The following is a 22,251-nucleotide window of genomic DNA, read 5'->3' on the forward strand; positions in this document are numbered from 1 at the left end:
TTGTCATAAATAGCCATCGTATTAAAAAAATTTCATCAAAGTTTTTTCTGGTTCAGATAGTGAATAATTGTACTTAATCAAACGCGTGGCTTCAATTGGCTTTTAGAAAGCCCTCCAACCGAAACCTTACTCGAGCAGATTTTTGTTGAATCCAAAAAAGAGCAAAGGCCAACCGATTTCCTTTCCCCTGTATTTTAAACATGAGGCACATACACTGGCCCCCTCCCTTATTGATTGGATGGTTATCCGAGGGTTTACGTCATATATCCGAGATTTTCAAAACTTCGATACTATCTCCCTGCCTCGGAAAACATCAAAGTGAAAGAAAAGCCAGTCAATATTCTAAAAGGCTCCACCAACCCAACAAGCCGCTAATTTATATTGCACACAACTTATCCGTCCGAGATTTCTTACCGCTTATCCGAGAAAATTTAAATTATTTCTAAGCGTAAACCAGGCAACCCCAGCATTTTTTTCCCAAGTTAACACTAAGGCTTTATCCCCAAAAAGGTTTGTAAATTCTTAACATTCGCTTAATAATAAAAATGTACCTGTCCGTTACACTAGTATTGTTGTGTTTTGCCTTTCTATCATTCTTATTAAATTGGGAGGAACCTCATGCGTCCAAATTGGAAAAAACGAATACTGCCCGTTACTCTCTCTTTTGCCCTCGCAGGAAGTATTATTTCGCCAAGCTTGACATCCGCCCTTGGCCCATTTGATTTACAGTCTTCTATCGCACCTGTCCCGATCAATCAGTACCAGGCAGATTTGGCACCAGGTGTAAAAGAGAAGCATTATAGCTTTGAAGGAAAAGACGGTAAGAAGATTGAGAGTTTTGTAGTCGATGTTGATATCCAAAATCCAACTGTCTCAATCGAAGCAGGTACACCGAACGACGGCACTGCATTTGGGCTGCAGCCGGTGAGGCAGCAGGCAAAAGCTGCGGATAGCGAAAACCATAAAGTTGTTGCTGCCGTGAATGCTGATTTTTACAATATGGCTACCGGTGAGCCGCTTGGCATTGTTTACAAAGATGGACAGGCAATAAAGGGAAATGGCGGATCGCACAAGTTCTTCGGAATCACCAAATCCGGGGAAGCCGTGATCGGCGATGCAACTGCACATGCCGCAATAAAGGATCAGCTCAAGGAAGCCCTTGGCGGCAATGCCATCCTTGTAAAGGACAGTAAAATCTTTCAGACCCCACAAACGGGGGCAGATAAGGAACCACGGACCGCAGTCGGAATCAAACAGGATGGCGATGTATTTTTCGTAGTCATTGATGGACGGCAAGAACCGTATTCTGCCGGTATTTCCATGCCTGATTTGGCACAATTGATGATTGATCTTGGGGCGGTGAGTGCCCTGAATCTAGATGGAGGCGGTTCAGCAACGTTCACAACCCGCACGCTAGGCGGAGATACACTTGAACTCGACAATAAACCGTCCGACCGCAATGAACGAAGTGTGGCCAACACCTGGCTCGTGGTTACAAAAGAACCGTCCGATCAAATTTTCGCGTCGGCACATATCGAGCCTTATGACAAGTCCTTTACACCAGGGTCAACCATCCAGTTTTCGGCAAAGGGAAGAGACAAATCGATGGCGTCTGCTCCTCTTCCGCAATCCGGATTAAGTTGGTCATTATCCGATTCGTCCTTTGGTACAATCGATGAAACTGGAACGTTCGTCTCAAACGGAAAAGCTGGCCAATTCGAGATTCTTTTAAATCACCAAGGGCAGCAGGTCGGCAGGAGTATCATCGAAATCGCCCAGCCGGATGAACTTGCATTCGCTTCACCTGAACTCACAGTCGCTAGAAACAATGAAGCCGAGCTCAATTTGATTGCCAAGTTCCAAAAAAGGGTGGTCAATTGGAATCTTCAGGACATAGAATTCTCACTCCCTGAAGGAATGGGGACAATTGATGAAGCAGGAGTCCTACATACAGGTGATAAAAATGTATCGGGTATGATTACCGCGACTCTAAAGGGAACCAGCCTTTCCGCGCAAATGAAGGTATCGGTCGGAAAAATGCCAGAGGTTATTTTTGACTATGAAAAAGGCATGACTGGCTGGAGAACGTCCACTGCCGGCCGCGGTGAAAAAGGAATTCTTAGCGTTTCCACCTACCCGGATCAAGTGAGATTCGGCAATCAGTCCTTAAAATTGGATTTTGATTTTACGAATGCACAGACCGGAACAACTCTTGGCGTGTATGCAGGGCCTGGCGCCAATACGCCAATCAGCGACAGCCCGACCGGCATCGGTATGTGGGTGTATGCAACTCCTGAAGCGCAGGGCTACTGGTTGAGGATGATGATTGTCGATGGAAACGGCAAGAACCAATCGATTGATTTGACAAAAGAAAAACCGGGCGTCGACTGGACAGGCTGGAAGTACATTGAAGCACCAATTCCAGAATCTTCCACAGGCCCATTCAAATTGCATTCTACGCAAACATTCCGGATGATGTCGACAAAGTCAGGCATTACAGGCCCGATGTCAAAAGGAACAGTCTACATTGACAACATCCGTGCCGTATACGGTGAAAAGATGGATGATTTGAATCCTCCAGTCATTGAGTCCATCAATGTTGATGGGAAAAATTTTGACACAAATGCAGTAGGTATAAAGGCAAATGTCAGTGAATATGAAGACGACCCATTCAAAACCGGCATCGACTGGGAAAAAATCAGAATCTATGTTGATGGGGTAAATTACACGAACAAGGAAGGCCATTACTCGTATGATATGGACGGATCCGTGTCTCTCAGCGGGCTGACATGGGCGGACGGAACCCATAAACTCACCTTGATGGTACCGGACAAATTCGGCAACCAAGCCATTAAGACAGTCTATTTTACCGTGAACACCGGGGCAGCAAAAATCGAAGTTTCCAGTCAGCAGGACCACCCGCTTCTCGGTGACCTGTTCAACCTGGCTGTAAAGGCAACAAATCCAGCGGGACTGACAGGTTCAACCATTAAGCTGAATATTGATAAAAACTTCCCTGTTGAGGGAGTCCAGTTCGGAAACGGGTTCAACGAAAGTACGTATGTCTATGAAAAAGAAACCGGAACGCTTACCTTAAATCTCACGAATACCGGGGCAACAGCTACCGGCGATGCAGCAACCATTCAAGTCCGTATACCTGCTGCTACAAAAGAAGGCAGCAAGCTGACCTATGAGATAGCGCAGGCAATGCTGAAATTCAGGAATGATGCCGGCAGCAATTTTGTTCCGACTTTTTCAATGGTTCCGGCAAGCAAGGAAGTAAAAGGTGCGTTTACGATTACAGCCGACCCGATTTTAATCGGCAAACCAACTCCCATGACAGTTAAGGATAGCAATAACCAGCCAGCAAGCGGCGCAGAAGTCTTTGCAGCCATTGAAGGCGGCAGTGAGCCGCTATCACTTGGCACAACTGATGAAAATGGCCAGCTAATCTCTGGCCCAATCACAGATGAAGTCAAAAAAGTTTCCCTATATGCGGTAAAGGACGGCAAGTACTCGTTCAAGGTGAACACGCAGACATACCCTGCCCTAGCTGCGGAAGATGAAATCAAAAATATCCTTTCCAATCCCGCAGGAGACCCTTATAAAATGAAGTCGTTCACCTGGATGTCCAGCCCTCTGACTGACGGCAAGGCGATGGTCAAGTTTGCCCGCAAGCAGGATTACGAGCGCAAAGGCGAAAATGCACTTACGACCGCCACTGGTACATCAAGTAACCAGGTTTTCTCGGGCGAGCTTGATATTGCAAAAAACGGGATTGTCAGAGTCAATGAGGTAACTTTAAGCAAACTGCAGCAGGGAACAACGTATGTTTACCAGGTTGGCGACGGACAGAACTGGTCAGCAATCGAGGAATTCACGACTGAGAAGCGGAAACAGCATTTCGAGTTTGCCGTTTTCGGCGACACTCAATCTCCTTCCGATTTAAGTGATTTTGGCAAAATTCTTCAGAACCAAAGCAAAAACGATTTATCATTCATGATCCATGTCGGTGACCTGATCGATGAATCGGCCAAGTTCAAACAATGGGATGACGCACTAAGCCTGATGAGCAGTATCAGCTCCATCCGCTCAACCGACCTAGTAGCTGCGCTCGGCAACCATGAATACATGGGCGACCCAGATGGCAGCCTGGCAAAAGCCATTTTCAACAACCCGGAAAACGGGCCAGACGTTGACAAGGGCGGCACGTATTCTATTGAGTACCAAAACATGCACATTAGTGTTCTCGGTTATACAGACAGCGCCGAAGTACTCGACAAACAGCTCGAGTGGCTTAAGCAGGATGTAAAGAATAGCGATAAACCATGGAAAATCCTTGTTACCCACAAACCGCCATATTTCACGAACCCATTCGGAGGCAATGCCATCATGAATCAGAAGCTTCCGCCGGTTGTCGATGAACTTGGCATCGATATCGTCTTCTCCGGCCACGACCATTCCTATGGCAGGACGAAGAAAATCAAGGGCGGCCAGGAAGACACAAACGGCACTGTCTACATCGTCGCTGGCACTACTGGTAAAAAACACTACGACGCAGTCGCCGATGAAAAATTCGACTACGTCAACATGGACCCAATCGCAGTCTCCATGCATGCAAAAGTCGAAAAGGACACAATCACTTTTACAACCATCACATCAGATGGTGAAACAATCGATCAATTCACAGTAAAGAATGAAGAGTATTTCGATAAGGACGAAGAATAAAATTTCACAGGAGAAGGCGACTGAGGGGAAATCTCAGTCGCCTTTTTCATGCCATGGAAAAGCTGAATTAACCAATAAAGCATCGGTGTCCCGGAGGTAATTTAGCTAATAAAAAACAATTCATTTTTGAACTTGTGGCTCCGCAAAAGGATGAAGCCCCTCCACCCAATTTTCAATTTATTAAAACTTATTTACAAGATACTTCACACTCTATTAAAACTCCCTTAATATTTAAGCCCTATACTAATAAATGCAGACAGCGTTGTTCGAGCAATACACTCTCTGGTTTCAGCATTACATGAAGATAATGTTGGGGCTACGAAAATTGTTCGAACAATCAATTCTTTTCTTCAACGGTATTTTGCCGAAAAAACGGCGGCCACCCCAGCCGCCACCCCCATTTTAATTAACAAATTAAGAGGCTGTCCCAAACCTTCTGGGACAGCCTCTTTTCAATAACCTCTTTTATTGCACGGGTTGGAATAGCTCCAATGATTCTCCATCAGGCCCGTTAAAGAAAATATATTTAGAGCCATTCCCAAGTGAATTCACCGTTCCATCCCCGAAAGAAACGCCCAAAGAAGAAAGACGTTCAATCTCCTCTTCCAGGTTGTCCACGGTGAAAGCCAAATGGTGAACCCTGCCCTCATTTGGAAAATCAGTCGGATTTCCGGCAATCAATTCAACATATACTTGCCCGCTTTCTCTATCTCCTAAAAAAGCCAGTTTTACGTCACCGGCAGTCCCCGTCTCCAATACATCGAAACCAAGAACGTCTTCATAAAAATGTATGGAACTTTCCATGTCACGAACCATAATTCCAACGTGCTCTATTTTTCTAATCGCCATGTTTTTCTCTCCTTGTTTACCTGTTTTTAAATTGGTATGCCCCACTTTTTCACAGTGGAGATTTTAGACAAGAATATCATTTATGTAAAAATAAATACAATTGGAGCCGCAGCCGAGGAACCTTACAGGACAGTTTTTCAATACCTCTGCTCACACTCCCTAGTCTCGCAGTACTATAAGCAAAACAGAATGGTTCCTCTTTGAAGCGAATTTTTTATAAATTCAAAACTTTTGTTATATAATGATAGTAGACTGGTAAAAGTAGGGGTGATAAAAATATGTCGAATATAGCTAAAGAACAAACGATTTTCAATCACAAAGAAAACAAGATCAATACGGAAGACAGGGTCGTAAAGGTTGTCGCGAAAATAGATGAACCATTGGTCGCAGTACTGGATAATGTATTGGATAGTGAAGAATGTGATGAGTTGATTCGATTGGCCAAGGATCGAATGAAGCGTTCCAAGGTTAGTGAGAATCATCTGGAAAATGAGATTCGGACAAGCAGTGGCATGTTTTTTGATAAGGCAGAAAACCAACTAGTCTCAAAGATTGAAAAAAGAGTTTCAGAGATTATGTGTATTCCGATCGAACATGGAGAGGAAATCCAAGTCCTTCATTATCTCCCTGGGCAAGAGTACAAAGCCCATTTTGATTATTTTTCATCCAAAAGCAGAGCAGCGGAAAACAACCGCATTAGCACACTTGTCATGTATTTGAACGATGTTGAGGAAGGCGGCGAAACCGTGTTTCCGAAGTTGAACTTTTCCGTTACACCGAAAAAAGGAATGGCTGTTTACTTTGAATATTTCTATGAAGACCAGGCGTTGAACGAGCTGACACTTCATAGCGGAATGCCTGTCATCACCGGAGAAAAATGGGTCGCCACACAGTGGGTGAGGAGAAAAAAGTTAGATTTTTAATTAAGTAAAGAAATGGACTTGCCATAGAAAGAAAAATATAGAAGGGCCGACTGCTGACATATGCTCCACCCAAGCAGCAGGCCTTTCTAATTGTTTGTGTGATTAATTTCGAAACCTTAATAGTTTTCCAGACAATGCTTTATTACCATTCTGAGAAGAGCTATAACTACTTTTCACTAGCCATGCCTCGAGATATTACTAGTTATACTGCGAATTTAAGTAGTAGGGCTTGAAGGTGTACTAGTCCCCTCTCCTGCACTTTATTACCATTCTTTAAAACATACTCCAACTCTTCCCTCTTTCGGTCGATGCTTTCGGTACTGCCACTAACAAGAAGCATGTCACCGATTTTCAACAATTGTCCGGGCCAAACGGATCCCCAAAAACACTTGCTCCCATTATAAAGCAGGAAAGCTGAAAAGGTTTTCACTTATGTTACAATGCAAATAAGGACTAATGGAAACGGAGGGGTATAAAGGGTGACAATGCTAACCTATTTTATCACTGCCATATTCTGTGGGGTTTCGGTAGTTGTTACTCTCTTTTTCAAAAATGAATTGGAGCGGATGTTAACTGAAGGAAAACCGGAATTCATCTTCCATATCTGCAATATCATAATCATCATGATGGTCGCGTTCACATCGCAAGCGATGATCACCATTTATATCCTTGGCGAAGACTACCATTATATACAGCAAACGATCATCCTATTTTTCATCGTCCTTGCCCTCTACATCCCAGGGCATTTCGCCTTTGAAAAATACAAATTTATCTATAGAAAATATGAATCAGCAGACGACGGCAAAGTCCTTATCCTCAACGAAAAATACCTGAAAAAGAAAAAAAGATTCCAGAAGCTCAAACATTATAATGCCTGGGCTGAAGAAGAAAACAAATAGGGACGGTTCTCGTTTGCCGGATATGGCAACCGAGACCGTCCCTTTCTGTAGAGATTTAACTATTTTATGCACCATTCCATGACCCTTTATGCTTTGTACCAATCTCTTTTAGAATATGCACTGGGCCGATAATATCTTTTCCTTATAAGCAAAAGAATGTCCCATTTCCAATGGATGAAAACACAAATAGGTATTAGAGAGAAACATAAACCTTGATAAATGCGGTGACCAAAAGATTCTCGTATAGTATCTCCAAAATAAACATCAAGAGGAAGAACCATTAGAAAAAATAGGACCATCATGTGCAATCCAGAAACAAAATATACCCCAAACCACGTAATCTCATATTTAGCAATCCATTTCATTAAAAAGAAATAAGAAAACGCAAAAATAACTACCCCAACTAAAACAACAATGTGTCCTGCCAAGGTTTCACCCTCTTTAAGTCCTTCAAAAAAAGTGCCATATGAACCAGTCAATCCAATAGAGATGATTGGTAATAAACAATACTGAATTAATTTCACAATATGTACGACCATCTTCGTCCCCCTTTTGTTACATAATCGTTTTAACATAGTTTCCAACAACTGTCAAAATATTCAAAATGCCGGAGAGGGACGTAAAGAAGCTATTCACATGATCTTCGAAAAAACTTGGAGACCAATTTTGGCTCCAAGCTCCTGTTATTGAAGATGTTCACAAACATAACCTCAGCATAATACATGTTAAGATTCAACCATACAAATCATCAGCAAATTGCCATCAGGATCCCTGATTACAAAATAAAAATCATCCTGAATCTCAGTAACCAGTTCCACGTTATTATCCTTCATAAACGTATAAGAAGCTTGGATATCATCTGTTAAAAACTGAATGGCTGGAACCTGGTAAGTTGAAATATCGCCACTTTTATTTCTCCACCTTGGCATTGTATCTAAAATCAATCCGGCTGTTCCTTCCATGGGTGCCACAAAAATATGGCCGAAATATTCTTGTCCTCCTTCCAGCCCAAATATTCTAGTGTACCATTCTTTTGCCTTTCAAGGTCACGAACCGGAATAAACACACTGCCGATTCGATTTTTGACAGGTGTTTTTTGGACAGACTTAGACATGAAAATTCCCCCTTATAAATACCAAATCGGTTGGTTGCCAACCAACATAAGAATGGTACCTGTTAACAGATTAAACTTTATTAGAAAAGCTTGAAAACCGGTATGCCTCCAAGTTCTCTACTTTATCGAAGAAGCATCTTACCCTAATTTACTGGTTCTTCTATTTCTCTTATAATCATCCATTTCCCATTCATCAATCGCCAATTTTCAATGGTAAATAAACGTGCTACTACTTTCTCATCTTTTACGATTAGTTGTTCATAGAACACTGCAGCATTATCATTACTCCTCAATCGAATGACTCGGTTTTCAAACTTCTTAGTTGCGCCTAAGAAATGCCTCACCGATTGTTCCATGCCATTTATAGCTTCTTGTTTGGTGAAAAAAATCGGTTTTTCATTTCCATGATTGAAAAAGGCTACATAATAATCCTCTGTCATTCTTTCTACAGAGGATGTGTCCCCTGACTCATTGCAAAGTTCCAATCACGAATAAAATCATCATGCATTTTGGTGAATTCTGTTAAGCAATTTTGTAGTTCAAGCATATGGTACCTCCCTTTATAAGTTTGCTCGTTTCCAACTGTGCTGTCTGTTTAATAAGAAATTCACCAAAAAAGCAGTAAATCCTTTATATCTTAAGTTTTTTCAAAGAATACGAGTTAAAGAGAACACCATCATTACTTTCAAAAGTAATAAAAATTAATTTCAACGTAATTATTGTTGCGTTTCAACGCAATCTAATTTACTATATAAAGTAAAGGAGGGTAGTTTATGGAAAAGTTGGATGACTTAAGATTGAATGTCAGTTTATTGCGCAGGAAGGTACCGAATCTAACAAGTGCCGCCCGGCAAGTCGGCTTACGGCCGGCTACCGTTTCTAACCTGTGCACAGGAAAAATACCGGTTGGAAGAGCTGAGGTTCGAACGTTGGTTGCACTCGCATCATTGGCAGACTGCAGTTTGGATGATCTGATTATCAGAGGGGAGAAAATTGATATGATCGAAACCAAAATTAAAACGTTGGATTTATTTGCTCCTTTAGCAAAAGGAGGCACTGTAGGTTTGGTTGCACGACCTGGTATGGGGCAGCTCGTGGTATTAGCGGAATTACTTTACCGTTTGAAAAATGAAGGATTTAAAACAATCCTGTTAATGCCTGAAGGTGAACACCAGGGAGTAGATGAACTCACTGACAATGTAGAAATCATCACGAACACAATCGAAGACACGTATGAGACCATTGCAAATATCGGTACGGACAAAGAGATTATGTTCGTGGCGGACAGAACCCATGTGATAACAGGTGGCATCCAACAACTTCAGGAGAAGCTGCAAGGGATTGGAATCCATTTTGTTACAACTTTCCTGCTTGATTTGTCAGGCGAGGTTGTTGATGAAGATTTGCCTTATGGACCACTTGAAACGTTATGGCAATTCGATGCAGATCTTGCTGCACGGCACCGCTTTCCAGCCGTTAATCCTCTAAGTTCAACATCCTCTGTACTCGAAGGAGCACATCTCGATCAGGAACACTTCACCATTCAACAAAAAGCATTAAAACTTCTGCGCCGCTACCGGGAACTCCGCTCATTAGTGAATGTTAGCGGAATTGGGCGGATTCCGGCATCCGAATTACAAACCTATCAAAGAGGCGAACGGCTTGAAGCCTATTTAACCCAGCCGTTTTATGTTGCCGAACCCTTCACCAAAAAACCGGGCCTATCTGTAAGCCTTCAAGAAACCTTGAATGATGTAAAAGAAATTATGAACGGAGCAGCAGATTCCAAAGATGTAGGCGAGCTGGAGTTTATTGGGGCGTTACAACCCTAGTATTCAGAAAGAGGGTTCTCTTTTGTTTAAGAATAAATCGACTCCGAGTTGAAAGTACTCCCGAATTGGTACGGTTCTGAAAGGGAACCACAGCAAGCATTTTTATATTTGGCATTTCGATCAGGTATTGGGAAAATTTCTTATACAACTTTGACACAAAATAAGCTGGGAACCAATATAAATCTCCTCCCCTTTAGGTATCTGATTACTTGAAGGGGAGTATTCTCAAATATCCTTCTCTTGCGCTCTAAAGACTTCAGGTTTGAATTGAACCCCCTCAAGCCTCGTCAAGACAATCCCATTGCTATCTTTCTCCAATCCAAAAACTCCTTTTATATCGTTTCTTCTATTAACACCTGTTGCCTTCAGGTAATAAATCCTCATATTAACTTAAAGGAATATTCCACCCTCATATCCTACATTTCCATATTTATAAAAATATTCATTTTGCAAATAATTTCCTCATTAAAAGTGTTAACCACAGTTCACGAGAAAAAATCATTTGGAAAGTAATTACTTTCCATATAAGGAATATATTTAAAATAAACTACATAGGGGGTGCGTTTAATAATGAATTGTTATAATCATCAGGATATTCCCGGTTCGGCCGCATGTAATGATTGTGGAAGAGTTCTATGCGGTCCCTGTTCCGACCGATTTTCGCCGATATTGTGTGAGGGATGTTTTACAGAAAACTTACGTAATGAACGTAAAGGATTAATAAAAAGTTTAATAGGATCCGGCATTATGTTAATCATTGGATTATTTATAAGTATTATGGATTCTGCTCCGGGTGTGAACATTTTGCTTGTTTATTGGTTTGCAGCTATTCCTTTTGGTTGGCAATTAATAAATAAGATATTATCAGGATGGGTCTTGTTCATGGGTATTAGAGGCTGGTTAATATATCCTTTTATTAAGTTTCTTATCTCCTGGTTTATTGGTGGATTTGTGGCTCCTTTCTATTTATTTGTAATGTTAAAACGCCTAATTCAAATCAATAAGGATACGTTACTTGTAAAAGAACAATCAAGTGCCATGGAGGCTTAACAATAGGAACCAAAAGCCATCAATTAACTGTCTCTTGTTTTATAAGAATAAGGGAATATTTTTAGATTCACTTATGGTTAATTCCACATCACTTATGTCCGTTAGATTTAACAAGCAATACTTTTCTTCTTTTTTATTTTTTCTTTTTAAAATGGGATGGATGGAATATAGGGTCGCAAATAGAGACGGTTCTCCTCTCCGATTGGGCTAATGAGAACCGTCCCCCTTTGTCTATTTATCCTGAAGTATTTTTCCTTTTTCAAGTATTGGGTGTCCGTTCGAGTAAGTATCCATTCTTCCATAAATTCACCGTAAACCTGGCTTCACCAGGTCTATTTGTGTTTCATTAGAGGTCCCGTTTCTTCTTTTCCATCCGAAAATAACCCCCTAACTCATTATTCTTTTAAAAATCCCAAAATAATTACCTCCTTTATAGTGTACCTACAAGTATCCACAGACCAATTGTACCTTTTGTATCCCCTTTTTTACCGTTATCTATTTCCACTCATCTTACATTCCGGTGTGGTGTACTTTTTTGCATTCTGCAATTAACTAGTATTTGGTGGATGGATTATTTCGAGGTCCGATAGACGATAAACTTCCAAGAAACTGCATTTGGTGGATTAATTAGGGTTCAGGGATACGAGAAATTTCCACCAAACGGCAATATCTATATTGACCCCCTATATCATTAAGTGATATATTTCATTTAACGATATATCATTTAATGATATAAAGAGGTGATGATATGGCTCGGAATGATACCCTGGAAACTGGTGAACTAACAGATACTTCTTTTTATATCCTGCTCTCACTGGTGGAAGCCAGGCATGGATATTTAATTATGAAAAACATCGAAGAACTGACAAACAATGAATTTACGATTGGTCCAGCCTCCATGTACACAACCATAAAAAAGCTGCTGTCAGCAGGTATGATTGAGCAACTGGGGGAGGAAGTTGACAAACGCAAGACCTACATCGCAACCGAAAAGGGTTTGGAATTACTGAATAAAAATATTACCCGCCGTGAAATGATGATTGAGCACGCCAAAAAGATTCTTTTAAAGAAGGAGGCTTCAACATAATGGCTAAGACGAAGTATGTCGCGAGTGGTGGCTTGGCTTTTGAGGAAGAGAAGGATATGGAAAAACTCGAGAACCTGGCACGAAAAGGATGGACTTTTGATAAGTTCTATTTTTTAGGATATAAGTTGAAAAAGTCGTCTCCCCAAGATCTTCAATATGCAATTGACTATCGGAAAGAAGCTGACCAGGATTACTTCGCTTATTTTGCGGAAGCGGGCTGGAGGCATGAAGGGAGCTCAGGTGACTATATTCATTTGTTCAGCGCACCGAAAGGGACAGCTCCCATTTATACAGATAAACCTTCAATCCTTGAAAAGTATGAAAATGAAAAAAGTTCAATGGGTAAAGCTGCATTGATCACTCTCCTCATCAATATCTGCATTGCGGCTGTCTATTCTTTTGTCATAACCCTAGACTTTTTCCATACCTATGAATCTACGATAAAAATAGTATTTGCGATTGTGCAACTACTTGCAGTGATCTGCTTAGTATTTACCGGACTCCCTTATCTTGGGTATGTGTACAGAGTCAAGAAATGGAGAAATTCGGGGTTATAGGGGAATCGCCAATGAGCGAGATGGACGAATAGTGATGTGCTCATAAAAATGAGGAATGTACTCATACAATTCAAAAACGTGCTCATAAATTTGAAAAACGTGCTCATAAATACACGAAATGTACTCCTGAAAATGGAAAATGTGCTCATAGGCAAGAACTTTTATACCGGAGTTCGTTTCAACTCTCCCATATTTCAAAGAAAATTACTTAACGGAACACCCCACTACTATTCCTACAATTCGGAGGGGAAAATGGTTATGAAAATACAGTCTATACCAAAAAAAGAGATAGAGCTCGCACTGTCGGAATCAACAAGGCAATACCTTGTTGGCCAGTTAGCAAAGCCACAAACTGTTATACATATAGAAGATAACAAATTGGAAATAGGGATTACTTCGTATGGGGACTTTACAACAGAATCACCCCATGTTCACACTCAAGCATTTGAATACCACTATATGATTAGCGGCATGACGGAATACATGGATTTAGAGACAGGGACTGTATATCCATTTAAAAAAGGGGACTTTTATTTAATCCCCCCAGGCGTAAAATATGCTCAAAAGTCGAAGCCAGGAACGACACTTATATTTATTAAAACACCACCGGGAAATGATAAGAAAGCAGTTGAGTTAACACCTGCGGTTACTGAGTGGCTCGATAATAAAATACAAACCTTGCGCCTTGACTATACGGATGACCAGGAGGCACCTATTCCAAACTCGATAAAACCTGCTGCATCAGTTGCTATCGTTAATGAACAAAACGAGATATTACTGGTAAGAAGGCGTGACAGCGGAAAATGGGCAATGCCAGGAGGGACTCAGGATTTCGGTGAAGATTTAAAAGGCTGCGCTATAAGAGAAGTCCGGGAAGAACTTGGATACGATGTAGAAATTACCGATATAGTCGGAACCTATACGAATCCCAAAAACATCATTGCGTACTCAGATGGCGAGGTCCGTCAAGAATTTGCAATTGTCTACAGCGGAAAAATAAAAGGCGGAGAATTACAATTAGACAATGAATCAACAGCATACCAATGGGCTAATCTTGAACAAGCAACAACGTTACCGATGGCTGAATCTCAAAAACAAAGAATTATAGATTTAATTAAGTATCTTAACGAAGGTGTACGAGCTTTTAAGTAAATAGTGCGAAGCCCATCCCGTATCAACGACCGAACGAGGCATCCGTACGGAAAAAGGACGTTGATAACCCAGTATCAATGCCCGAACGAGGCGTCTTTACGAAAAAAGGGCGTTGATAACACAGTATCAACGACCGAACGAGGCGTCTGTACGAGAAAAGGGCGTTGATAACCCTGTATCAACGACCAAAAGAGACTTCTATACGAAAAAAGGGCGTTGATAACTCAGTATCAACGACCGAACGACACATCTATACGAAAAAAGGGCGTTGATTACCCAGTATCAACGACCGAACGAGGCGTCCGTACGGAAAAAGGGCGTTGATAACACAGTATCAACGACCGAACGACACATCTATACGAAAAAAGGGCGTTGATAGCACAGTATCAACGACCGAACAAGGCGTCCTTACGGAAAAAGGGCGTTGATAACACAGTATCAATGCCCGAACGAGGCGTCCTTACGGGAAAAGGGCGTTGATAACACAGTATCAACGACCGAACGACACATCTATACGAAAAAAGGGCGTTGATAACACAGTTATCAAAACCCGAACTTTTTGTATAAAAAAACCTCAGTTCAGCCTGAGGTTTTGATCGAAAACTTTTCATAGTAGTGCCTGCCACCACGTCACTGCTCTATTCGCCTTTGATTTTTTTTAAGGCTTCCGTTGTATCTGCCACGTATTTTTTAAGCCGGTAGGGTTTGCTTAGTACCCGTTTTGGCAGCTCCGTGATGAATTTGTCATGGCTTTTTTCGTATTCACTTATCAGCCTTGTTGGTTTTGATGTTACTCTCTTATAAACTTCTTTATATATTTCCCTTATGGGGTCAACTTGCAAATTAATTTTACTATGGCATACTGTGCATTCGACGCTATAAATTTTATTGTTTAAATATTTTACATTATGCAGAGATTCATCATTACACCGGGAACAAAATAAGCTGGAATCCATCTCTGAATATTTCATTGGCCTTCCCCTTTACACAGAATCGATTATTGGAAAGAACATGCGCTACGCAATTATTTTTATACAACAATGAAATGCAGGTGTGGGATAAACCCTTCACCCACTTAAAGCTTATTATTATTTTACTCCAATTACGGAAGTTAGTTACATTTATTTTTAAAAAATTTAAATAAAAACGTATTCTACTCAACTATATCCATAAATCCTAACAAATAAAACAATTCCCCTTACTCTATATAACCTTTAACTATAGAAGCTGCGGTTTGTTCATCAATGATGAGAACGTTGATGATTCCCCCGCGAAGGGCTCCTACTATGCTTTCAACCTTATTCTCTCCTTCGACAACGGCAACCACCTTAGGAATATCTTTCAGTTCTTCTAAACTGATTCCGATGGCCTTGCGGTCCAAGGAATGATTCAGAGAGGAGCCGTTTCTGTCAAAAAAGCGGAAGCCAATGTCTCCGACAGCTCCAATTTCCTGAAGATAGCTTAAGTCATCCTCCTGAAGATAACCAATTTTCACTAGTGTTGAATCCTTAAAAGGATTGCCCACACTAATAAGGGCCATATCTACATTCCTGCCGCTTTCCAACACCGTTTGAATATCCTGCATAGCCATTAAACGGTCCTTCAATTCTTCAGATTCCACCACGGCCGGAGCATATAAATAGGTACAGGTGCCATTTATTTTTTTAGCTAATTCATTGGCCAACTGATTGGCATGAATCTCAACCGCTTTTGCCCCCATACCACCTTCTAATGGTACAACAGTGATATCGTCCCTTCGTTCAAATGGATATTCCTGGACAAGGCCGGCAAGTGTCATGCCCCAGGATATCCCTATACTCTTCACTCCCCTCATATTTCGATTAACGTAATTAGCACCGGCGAGCCCTACAGACCGCATGACCATTTCCTTCGTTAAGCCATTATTCGGTACGACAATCGCCGTTTCCAATCCAAAATATTTTTCAAGCTGTTGCTCCAATTCAACTGTATGCACACTTTCATCTTTTATATAAATATTAACAATCCCTTCATCCTTTGCTTTCTGAAGCAATTTGGAAATTACGGGCCTGGAGACTCCAATTTTATTGGCAATTTCCGCTTGGGTACATCCATCGTTATAATACAGGCTGGATACCTTCACCAATTGCCGTTTCTCATACCAATCCATATTTACCTTCTCCTCTAAACCATTACAAATGTCATCTATAAGAACATTTTACATGATTTTCTTTTCAAAATCACTTTTCTATAGCGAAATGCCGAGTATCTTCATACCCGGCATTTGGAAAATCTATTCTATTATAAAATCAGATTGCAGATGCTACTTTGTGTTTTGATTTTTTCAATTTATGAACGGCATTAACCGCCGCTTCAAAAAATGTTTCAGAAATTGTTGGATGCGGGTGGACCATTTTAGCTGCTTCTTCAACGGTTCCTTCCAGGTACATAAAGGCAGAAGCCTCGGAAATCATTTCAGTCACGTGAGATCCGACCATCACAACCCCAATAATTTCTCCATACTTTTCCTCATATATAACCTTTGTAAATCCTTGAGGTTCACCGGCACTTAGTGCTTTACCACTCCCGGCAAAGTCGAATTTTTCTACGCGAACTTCCATTCCCTGTTTCTTGGCCTCTTCCTCAGACAAACCAACAGAGGCAATTTCAGGCAGGGTGTAGATACAGCGCGGCATGACCTTATAGTCCATATGGTCTTCGATTCCAGCAGCATTGTTGACAGCAACCACACCCTCTGCACTAGCTGCGTGAGCAAGCTGCCAGCCCCCGATCACATCGCCGACTGCATATACATTCTCCATACTGGTTTCCATTTTCTCATTCACCTGGATGAATGGGCCATTTTGGGCAAGGTTCAAATCCTTCGTCGCTGATAAATTCGGCCTGCGTCCGGTGCTGACCAAAAGGATATCTGCCTCAAGCACTAGCTCGTTACCCTTAGCATCTGAACAGATGACTTTTTTGGCACCATTGGCTTCCTGCACCTTCTGGACAGTAGAGCTTGTATGAAGCTTAACACCCTTTTTCTTTAATACTCCGGCTAAAAACTTGGATGCCTCCGCGTCCTCTGTCGGAATAATTCGATCAGCTGCTTCCACAACGGTTACTTCAGCTTTTAATGAGGCAAAAATAGTGGCAAATTCAACACCGATTACCCCGCCGCCAATTATAATAACCTTTTTTGGAATATCAGCAAGATCAAAAATTGTATCACTTGTATCGTACTGAACGGATTCAAGCCCAGGAATTGGCGGGACAGCAGGTGTCGAGCCAGTCGCTACAATAACCTTACCGGCTTGAAGTGTCTCTTCCCCTGTTTCTGTCTTTACCCTGACTGTGCCATCCTTCGCCAGTGTCCCATAGCCGTTATAAACGTCTATTTTCCCCTTCTTCATCAAAAACGCGATTCCGCTGCGAAGCCGTTGAATGACGTCATCCTTCCGATTCCTCATTTTTTCAAAAGAAAGAGTTAAAGGACCTGTCTCAATTCCCCACTCACGGGCCTTTTCAATCTGGTCAATCACTTCTGAATGCTTTAAATACGTTTTGGAGGGGATACAACCGCGATTTAAACATGTACCGCCAAGATGATCGGCCTCAATCAAAGCAGTCTTTTTGCCAAGTTCGGCAGCGTGAAGAGCTGCAACATAGCCTCCAGGACCGCCGCCAATTACAACGATTTCATAAGATGCTGTCAATTCATCGCCTCCATTACACAAGTAATTCAAAAGGATTTTCCAGGATTTGTTTCAGTTCAGTCAGGAAGGCAGCAGCAGGCGCACCGTCCATTGCACGGTGGTCAAACGACAAGCTTAGAGCCATCATCGGCCTGATTTCCAGTGCTCCATTCACAGCTACCGGCTTATCATGGATACGTCCAACCCCAAGTATCGCGCTTTCCGGCTGGTTAATGATCGGGGTAAATGCATCAATTGCATACATGCCAAGGTTGCTGATCGTAAAAGTAGAACCCTTTAACTGATCAGGGCGTAATTGATTATTACGTGCAAGCTGGCCGATCTCTTTTGCATCCGCCGTTATCTCGGCCAGGCCTTTGCCAGGGACATCCTTAATAACTGGGACCATCAAGCCATCTTGTACAGCTACAGCCAGACCGATATGAACATGGCTATGCTGGACAATTTCATCGTCTTCAATGGAGACATTCACTTGCGGATGGCGGGATAATGCTGATGCCACCGCCTTAATCAAAATATCTGTATAGGATAGACGGAATCCCGTCTTTTTCTCGATAACCGGAAGAAGTGAGGCACGAAGCTCTTTTACCTTGGACATGTCTACTTCTGATGTCAATGTCACATGTGGCGCTGTATACGCACTCTGCGACATCCGCTCTCCAATGACTTTTCTCATACCGGACATTTTCTTCCGCTTTGAGGCAGCTGGTGCAGAGGTTTCTGTCTTCGGTACAGCCGAGAAGACATCGTCCTTGACTATCTTTCCATTGACCCCGCTGCCCTTTACAGAACCGAGATCCACCTGCTCTGCCAAAGCCACTTTACGGGCAAGCGGCGTTACTTTTGGTTCTGCTTCGGCATTTTCCAAAAATGCGGTAACATCTTTTTTGTGAATACGGCCATTTGGACCGCTTCCGGGAATGGCTCCCAACACAAGATTATTTACCCGTGCAATCCTGCGGGCTGCCGGGGTTGCGCGAGGTTTCTCCTCTGCTGCTTGTACACTGCTTGTCTCGACAGGGGCAGCTTGTTCCTGGGTTTCCGACTCGGCCGCATTATCTTCAGGCTCCTCTTCAGCAGCACCAGATAGGCCGGGTGAAGAAGCCGGAATGTTTTCGCCCGCCTCTCCGATATACCCAACAATCTGGTTAACCGGTACCTCTTCATCCGCGTCGAAATACTTCTTCAGTAAAACCCCTTGATCGTAGGATTCTACTTCAATGTTAATTTTGTCAGTCATGATTTCAAAAAGCGGCTCGCCAATTTCGACACTGTCCCCTTCTTCTTTGAACCACTGAAGGAGGGTACCAGTAGCCATCGTACTGCTCAGCTTGGGCATGAAAATTTCCTTTGCCATGATTTGCCCCTCCTTCTTATTTGTATTTAACCGTTTCTTTAACAGCTTGAATGATATCAAGCACTTGCGGAATTGCGGCTTTTTCAAGCTTAGGGTTATAAGGAATCGGAACCTCTTTACCGCCTAGACGCTTAATTGGGGCATCCAAGTAGTCGAACGCTTCACTTTCAGCGACAACACTGACAATTTCCCCGCCAATTCCGCCGCGCTGCACGGCTTCATGGACAACGATTAAACGGCCGGTTTTCTTTACGGAGTTGATGATCGTTTCCTTATCTAGAGGGACGATTGTCCGGGGATCGACGATTTCTACACTGATGCCTTCTTTTTCAAGCTCTGCGGCTGCCTCCAGTGCTTTATGCACCATTATTGCTGTTGCAACTATGGTAACGTCCGTTCCTTCTCGTTTAATATCCGCTTTGCCGAGTTCAATTTTATAAGACTCTTCAGGTACATGGCCGGAAGTTTTGTAAAGTAATTTATGCTCATAAAAAATAACAGGGTTGTTGTCATCTATCGCCGCCTTCAAGAGGCCTTTTACGTCATAGGCGGTGGAAGGCTGGACTACTTTTAATCCAGGAATATGTGCCATCCATGCCTCAAGGCTTTGGGAATGCTGGGCTGCCGCACCTGTACCAGAACCTGACGGAGTTCTTAATACCATCGGCACACTTCCCTTACCGCCAAACATGTACCTTGTCTTTGCGGCCTGGTTGACCATTTGGTCCATTGCTATAGTGATAAAGTCAGAGAATTGAAGTTCCAAAATCGGGCGCATGCCTGTCAGAGCGGAGCCAACCGCTGCTCCAGCAATGGCCGCTTCTGAAATCGGTGTATTCCTCACACGCTCAGGACCAAACTCTTCAATCATGCCGCGCGTCACGCCAAACGCACCACCATATACACCAATATCCTCACCAAGGATAAACACGTCCTCGTTTTGACGCATTTCCTGGCTCATTGCTTCCCGGACTGCTTCTAAATACGTAATGATTCTATCTGCCATAATAGTCGTCCCGGCCGTATAAACGGTATGAAATCCGTCCAATCCCATTTATACCGCCAGGATTCGCCTCCCTTCATCTCGGTATCCATTTTCAAATAGCCTTACTGGTATACACTTCCGGATCATCCATCGTTACTTGTGGATGTCTCTATTAATCGGCATAAACGTCTTCCAGCAGAGTATCAAGTGACGGTTCAGGACTGCTTTCCGCAAACTTCACCGCATCATCAATTTGCTTGTAGGCCTCATCCTGGAGTTGCTTTGCTGTTTCTTCTGTCAATACGCCTGCTTCAATCAGGACAGTTTTAAATCGCTTGATGCCGTCCTTCGCTCTCCACTCATTCTCCTCATCACGTGTGCGATATTTCTTGGCATCGCTCTTTGAATGCCCCTTCCAGCGGTACGTCTTCATTTCAATCAAACTTGGCCCCTGGCCACTTCTCGCCCGTTCAACAGCACCGTGAACCGTTTTCATAATTTCAACCATATCAAGGCCGTCCACTACTTCACCAGGAATCCCATAGGCTGCAGCCCGGTCCGCAATATGTTCCACTCGCGTCATTTCCTTCACCGATCCTGACATGCCATACTGGTTGTTCTCGCAAATAAAGACAACCGGCAAATCCCAAATCGATGCAAGGTTAACGGATTCATGGAAACTTCCCTCATTGGAAGCACCATCACCGAAGAAGCAGAGCACTACATATCCTTGATCTTTCATTTTTGAAGTAAGTGCCGCTCCGACAGCAATTGGAATACCGCCACCAACAATCCCATTCGCGCCAAGGTTCCCTTTTTCAACGTCAGCGATATGCATGGAACCGCCTTTTCCTTTACAGTATCCAGTCGTCCGGCCGAACAGTTCAGCCATCATCTTGTTCACATCGCCCTCTTTAGCAATGCAATGGCCGTGACCGCGGTGTGTACTGACGATTTTATCTCTTGCTTCAAGCACGGCAATCGATCCTGATGCAGAAGCTTCCTGCCCGACGGCAAGGTGTGTCGTTCCATGAATCAAGCCTTTTGCAAAAAATTGATCGACCTTCTCATCAAAATAACGAATCAGCCACATCTCTTTATATAAATCTTTCAATTTTTCTTCCGTAATCATTTCGGGAAGGTTTAAAGTTTTCACTGTCATTCCAGCTCCTCCTTTTACATTTGTTCCATACAGTTACATTTGTAAAAATCATAACGTTATTTTAATTTTCCGTCAAGCGTAAACACACTATTCTTATAAATGAAAATATTTTAGAGGAACTAATAAGTTTAACCCTTGAATTTCGCTACAGGCGCTTCGCTTTCCGAGGGCATGCGGTGAGCCTCCTCGGCGCAAGCACCTGTGGAGTCTCACCTGTCCCGCTGCTCCCACAGGACGTTGATAATCTCCTCTGAAAAAGCACCGCAGGAGAAAATGCGTTTTTTGCATTTTCGAACGAGCTTCGCGCCTTTCGCTTCAATTAAATTTAGATTCTTTAGTTCCTCTAATATAGTAAAAAATAGGCATCCAAACTATGATAACGGTTACAAAAATGCCGTGAATGAAGATAAAAAATAAGGAAAAAGGGGCAGGGTGGTTTCACCTCTTCCTCTTTTTCCCTATTCCCTGTCATTCCAAAGGAAGTTGACGGTATCCTATCGATTATTTAAACGTAATGACTGTTCCCTCTTTAAGCGTCGGGAAGTGGTTTGGCGCTGCAAAAACTGCTCCTGGCAATACATCTTCCAACGGCTCCTGGAAGTAAATCGAGACATGGCCTAATTCTTTCAAGTTTTTATTCGCATGACTTCCCACGGCAGTAATCGTGAACGATTCGTCATCAAACTGGATCGTTCCGCCAACCTTAAGCGGCTCTTCTGACAAAATTTCAAACTCATGAATAACGGCCATTTCGCGAAGTTCCTTAGGTGCTTGCGGTCCAAAAAGAATCACAATTTTATCTTCCTTAAAAGTCGGCACTAATACACCGATTTCCTTTACAACTGAAATAGTCACTTT

Annotated in this window: 20 protein-coding genes; 8 read left to right on the forward strand and 12 right to left on the reverse strand. The window is 42.5% G+C overall.

The window, feature by feature from the left end; translation table 11 throughout:
* The first annotated feature begins 618 nt into the window (after positions 1-618).
* Positions 619-4,728: a phosphodiester glycosidase family protein gene (locus A8F94_RS09130; RefSeq protein WP_066198719.1), complete on the forward strand. Its 4,110-nt coding sequence runs from the start codon at positions 619-621 to the stop codon at positions 4,726-4,728.
* Between the two features lie 465 nt (positions 4,729-5,193).
* On the opposite strand, the gene A8F94_RS09135 is transcribed toward A8F94_RS09130, so the two are convergent.
* Entirely contained in the window at positions 5,194-5,577 is a 384-nt protein-coding gene (locus A8F94_RS09135; protein ID WP_066198722.1) for a VOC family protein, read from the reverse strand.
* 278 nt (positions 5,578-5,855) lie between these two features.
* Here A8F94_RS09135 and A8F94_RS09140 point away from each other — a divergent pair, with 278 nt between their 5' ends.
* Both A8F94_RS09140 and A8F94_RS09145 read left to right on the forward strand, forming a co-directional pair.
* Entirely contained in the window at positions 5,856-6,500 is a 645-nt protein-coding gene (locus A8F94_RS09140) for a 2OG-Fe(II) oxygenase (RefSeq protein ID WP_066198725.1), read from the forward strand.
* 485 nt (positions 6,501-6,985) lie between these two features.
* Positions 6,986-7,399 carry a hypothetical protein gene (locus A8F94_RS09145; RefSeq protein WP_066200377.1) on the forward strand — a complete coding sequence of 138 codons (414 nt, stop codon included), beginning with the start codon at positions 6,986-6,988 and terminating at the stop codon, positions 7,397-7,399.
* 86 nt (positions 7,400-7,485) lie between these two features.
* On the opposite strand, the gene A8F94_RS09150 is transcribed toward A8F94_RS09145, so the two are convergent.
* The 4 genes from A8F94_RS09150 to A8F94_RS09160 form a co-directional block, all read right to left on the reverse strand.
* On the reverse strand, positions 7,486-7,938 hold the full coding sequence (locus A8F94_RS09150) for a hypothetical protein (protein ID WP_066198727.1): 453 nt from the start codon (positions 7,936-7,938) through the stop codon (positions 7,486-7,488).
* Between the two features lie 186 nt (positions 7,939-8,124).
* Positions 8,125-8,415, reverse strand: a complete 291-nt coding sequence (locus A8F94_RS26150) for a VOC family protein (protein WP_368072784.1) — start codon at positions 8,413-8,415, stop codon at positions 8,125-8,127.
* Positions 8,340-8,513, reverse strand: coding sequence for a hypothetical protein (locus tag A8F94_RS26155; RefSeq protein WP_254660823.1), 174 nt, complete (start codon positions 8,511-8,513; stop codon positions 8,340-8,342). The genes A8F94_RS26150 and A8F94_RS26155 overlap by 76 nt, the downstream gene beginning before the upstream one ends.
* A 143-nt stretch (positions 8,514-8,656) precedes the next feature.
* Positions 8,657-8,953 carry a hypothetical protein gene (locus tag A8F94_RS09160; protein ID WP_254660824.1) on the reverse strand — a complete coding sequence of 99 codons (297 nt, stop codon included), beginning with the start codon at positions 8,951-8,953 and terminating at the stop codon, positions 8,657-8,659.
* Between the two features lie 342 nt (positions 8,954-9,295).
* Between A8F94_RS09160 and A8F94_RS09165 the strand changes: the two genes are divergently transcribed.
* The 5 genes from A8F94_RS09165 (at position 9,296) to A8F94_RS24950 (ending at position 14,191) form a co-directional block, all read left to right on the forward strand.
* A complete protein-coding gene (locus A8F94_RS09165) occupies positions 9,296-10,345 on the forward strand; it encodes a helix-turn-helix domain-containing protein (protein WP_066200380.1) in 1,050 nt (349 codons plus the stop codon).
* A gap of 570 nt (positions 10,346-10,915) precedes the next feature.
* Positions 10,916-11,395 (forward strand): hypothetical protein, encoded by a 480-nt coding sequence (locus A8F94_RS09170; protein ID WP_066198730.1) that lies wholly within the window; start codon positions 10,916-10,918, stop codon positions 11,393-11,395.
* Between the two features lie 748 nt (positions 11,396-12,143).
* The gene (locus A8F94_RS09175) at positions 12,144-12,482 is read left to right on the forward strand and encodes a PadR family transcriptional regulator (RefSeq protein ID WP_066198732.1); all 339 of its coding nucleotides are present in this window, start codon (positions 12,144-12,146) and stop codon (positions 12,480-12,482) included.
* The gene (locus A8F94_RS09180) at positions 12,482-13,039 is read left to right on the forward strand and encodes a DUF2812 domain-containing protein (protein WP_066198737.1); all 558 of its coding nucleotides are present in this window, start codon (positions 12,482-12,484) and stop codon (positions 13,037-13,039) included. Before A8F94_RS09175 ends, A8F94_RS09180 begins: the two co-directional genes overlap by 1 nt.
* 48 nt (positions 13,040-13,087) lie before the next feature.
* Positions 13,088-14,191: an NUDIX domain-containing protein gene (locus A8F94_RS24950; RefSeq protein ID WP_217490912.1), complete on the forward strand. Its 1,104-nt coding sequence runs from the start codon at positions 13,088-13,090 to the stop codon at positions 14,189-14,191.
* Positions 14,192-14,829: 638 nt separating this feature from the next.
* Here the strand turns inward: A8F94_RS24950 and A8F94_RS09190 are convergent.
* The 7 genes from A8F94_RS09190 to A8F94_RS09220 all read right to left on the reverse strand — a co-directional run bounded on the left by A8F94_RS09190 (position 14,830) and on the right by A8F94_RS09220 (position 22,248).
* Positions 14,830-15,162 (reverse strand): bh protein, encoded by a 333-nt coding sequence (locus tag A8F94_RS09190; protein ID WP_066198740.1) that lies wholly within the window; start codon positions 15,160-15,162, stop codon positions 14,830-14,832.
* Positions 15,163-15,389: 227 nt separating this feature from the next.
* On the reverse strand, positions 15,390-16,340 hold the full coding sequence (locus A8F94_RS09195) for a sugar-binding transcriptional regulator (RefSeq protein WP_066198743.1): 951 nt from the start codon (positions 16,338-16,340) through the stop codon (positions 15,390-15,392).
* Positions 16,341-16,479: 139 nt separating this feature from the next.
* Positions 16,480-17,889, reverse strand: coding sequence for a dihydrolipoyl dehydrogenase (gene lpdA / locus A8F94_RS09200; protein ID WP_066198745.1), 1,410 nt, complete (start codon positions 17,887-17,889; stop codon positions 16,480-16,482).
* Positions 17,890-17,902: 13 nt separating this feature from the next.
* On the reverse strand, positions 17,903-19,246 hold the full coding sequence (locus A8F94_RS09205) for a dihydrolipoamide acetyltransferase family protein (RefSeq protein WP_066198748.1): 1,344 nt from the start codon (positions 19,244-19,246) through the stop codon (positions 17,903-17,905).
* Positions 19,247-19,262: 16 nt separating this feature from the next.
* The gene (locus A8F94_RS09210; protein WP_441294183.1) at positions 19,263-20,300 is read right to left on the reverse strand and encodes an alpha-ketoacid dehydrogenase subunit beta; all 1,038 of its coding nucleotides are present in this window, start codon (positions 20,298-20,300) and stop codon (positions 19,263-19,265) included.
* Between the two features lie 103 nt (positions 20,301-20,403).
* On the reverse strand, positions 20,404-21,393 hold the full coding sequence (locus A8F94_RS09215; protein WP_066198751.1) for a thiamine pyrophosphate-dependent dehydrogenase E1 component subunit alpha: 990 nt from the start codon (positions 21,391-21,393) through the stop codon (positions 20,404-20,406).
* Positions 21,394-21,894: 501 nt separating this feature from the next.
* Entirely contained in the window at positions 21,895-22,248 is a 354-nt protein-coding gene (locus A8F94_RS09220; protein WP_175384384.1) for a PTS glucitol/sorbitol transporter subunit IIA, read from the reverse strand.
* Between the last annotated feature and the right edge of the window lie 3 nt (positions 22,249-22,251).

This window comes from Bacillus sp. FJAT-27225, from assembly GCF_001685025.1.
Lineage (GTDB): Bacteria > Bacillota > Bacilli > Bacillales > Cytobacillaceae > Bacillus_D.

Bases quoted from the DNA above. Each gene is read 5' to 3' on its own strand.
- A8F94_RS09130 (WP_066198719.1), top strand. From the start codon at position 619: ATGCGTCCAAATTGGAAAAAACGAATACTGCCCGTTACTCTCTCTTTT.
- A8F94_RS09135 (WP_066198722.1), bottom strand. From the start codon at position 5,577: ATGGCGATTAGAAAAATAGAGCACGTTGGAATTATGGTTCGTGACATG.
- A8F94_RS09140 (WP_066198725.1), top strand. From the start codon at position 5,856: ATGTCGAATATAGCTAAAGAACAAACGATTTTCAATCACAAAGAAAAC.
- A8F94_RS09145 (WP_066200377.1), top strand. From the start codon at position 6,986: ATGCTAACCTATTTTATCACTGCCATATTCTGTGGGGTTTCGGTAGTT.
- A8F94_RS09150 (WP_066198727.1), bottom strand. From the start codon at position 7,938: ATGGTCGTACATATTGTGAAATTAATTCAGTATTGTTTATTACCAATC.
- A8F94_RS26155 (WP_254660823.1), bottom strand. From the start codon at position 8,513: ATGTCTAAGTCTGTCCAAAAAACACCTGTCAAAAATCGAATCGGCAGT.
- A8F94_RS09160 (WP_254660824.1), bottom strand. From the start codon at position 8,953: ATGACAGAGGATTATTATGTAGCCTTTTTCAATCATGGAAATGAAAAA.
- A8F94_RS09170 (WP_066198730.1), top strand. From the start codon at position 10,916: ATGAATTGTTATAATCATCAGGATATTCCCGGTTCGGCCGCATGTAAT.
- A8F94_RS09175 (WP_066198732.1), top strand. From the start codon at position 12,144: ATGGCTCGGAATGATACCCTGGAAACTGGTGAACTAACAGATACTTCT.
- A8F94_RS09180 (WP_066198737.1), top strand. From the start codon at position 12,482: ATGGCTAAGACGAAGTATGTCGCGAGTGGTGGCTTGGCTTTTGAGGAA.
- A8F94_RS24950 (WP_217490912.1), top strand. From the start codon at position 13,088: ATGAGGAATGTACTCATACAATTCAAAAACGTGCTCATAAATTTGAAA.
- A8F94_RS09190 (WP_066198740.1), bottom strand. From the start codon at position 15,162: ATGAAATATTCAGAGATGGATTCCAGCTTATTTTGTTCCCGGTGTAAT.
- A8F94_RS09195 (WP_066198743.1), bottom strand. From the start codon at position 16,340: ATGGATTGGTATGAGAAACGGCAATTGGTGAAGGTATCCAGCCTGTAT.
- A8F94_RS09205 (WP_066198748.1), bottom strand. From the start codon at position 19,246: ATGGCAAAGGAAATTTTCATGCCCAAGCTGAGCAGTACGATGGCTACT.
- A8F94_RS09210 (WP_441294183.1), bottom strand. From the start codon at position 20,300: ATGGGATTGGACGGATTTCATACCGTTTATACGGCCGGGACGACTATT.
- A8F94_RS09215 (WP_066198751.1), bottom strand. From the start codon at position 21,393: ATGACAGTGAAAACTTTAAACCTTCCCGAAATGATTACGGAAGAAAAA.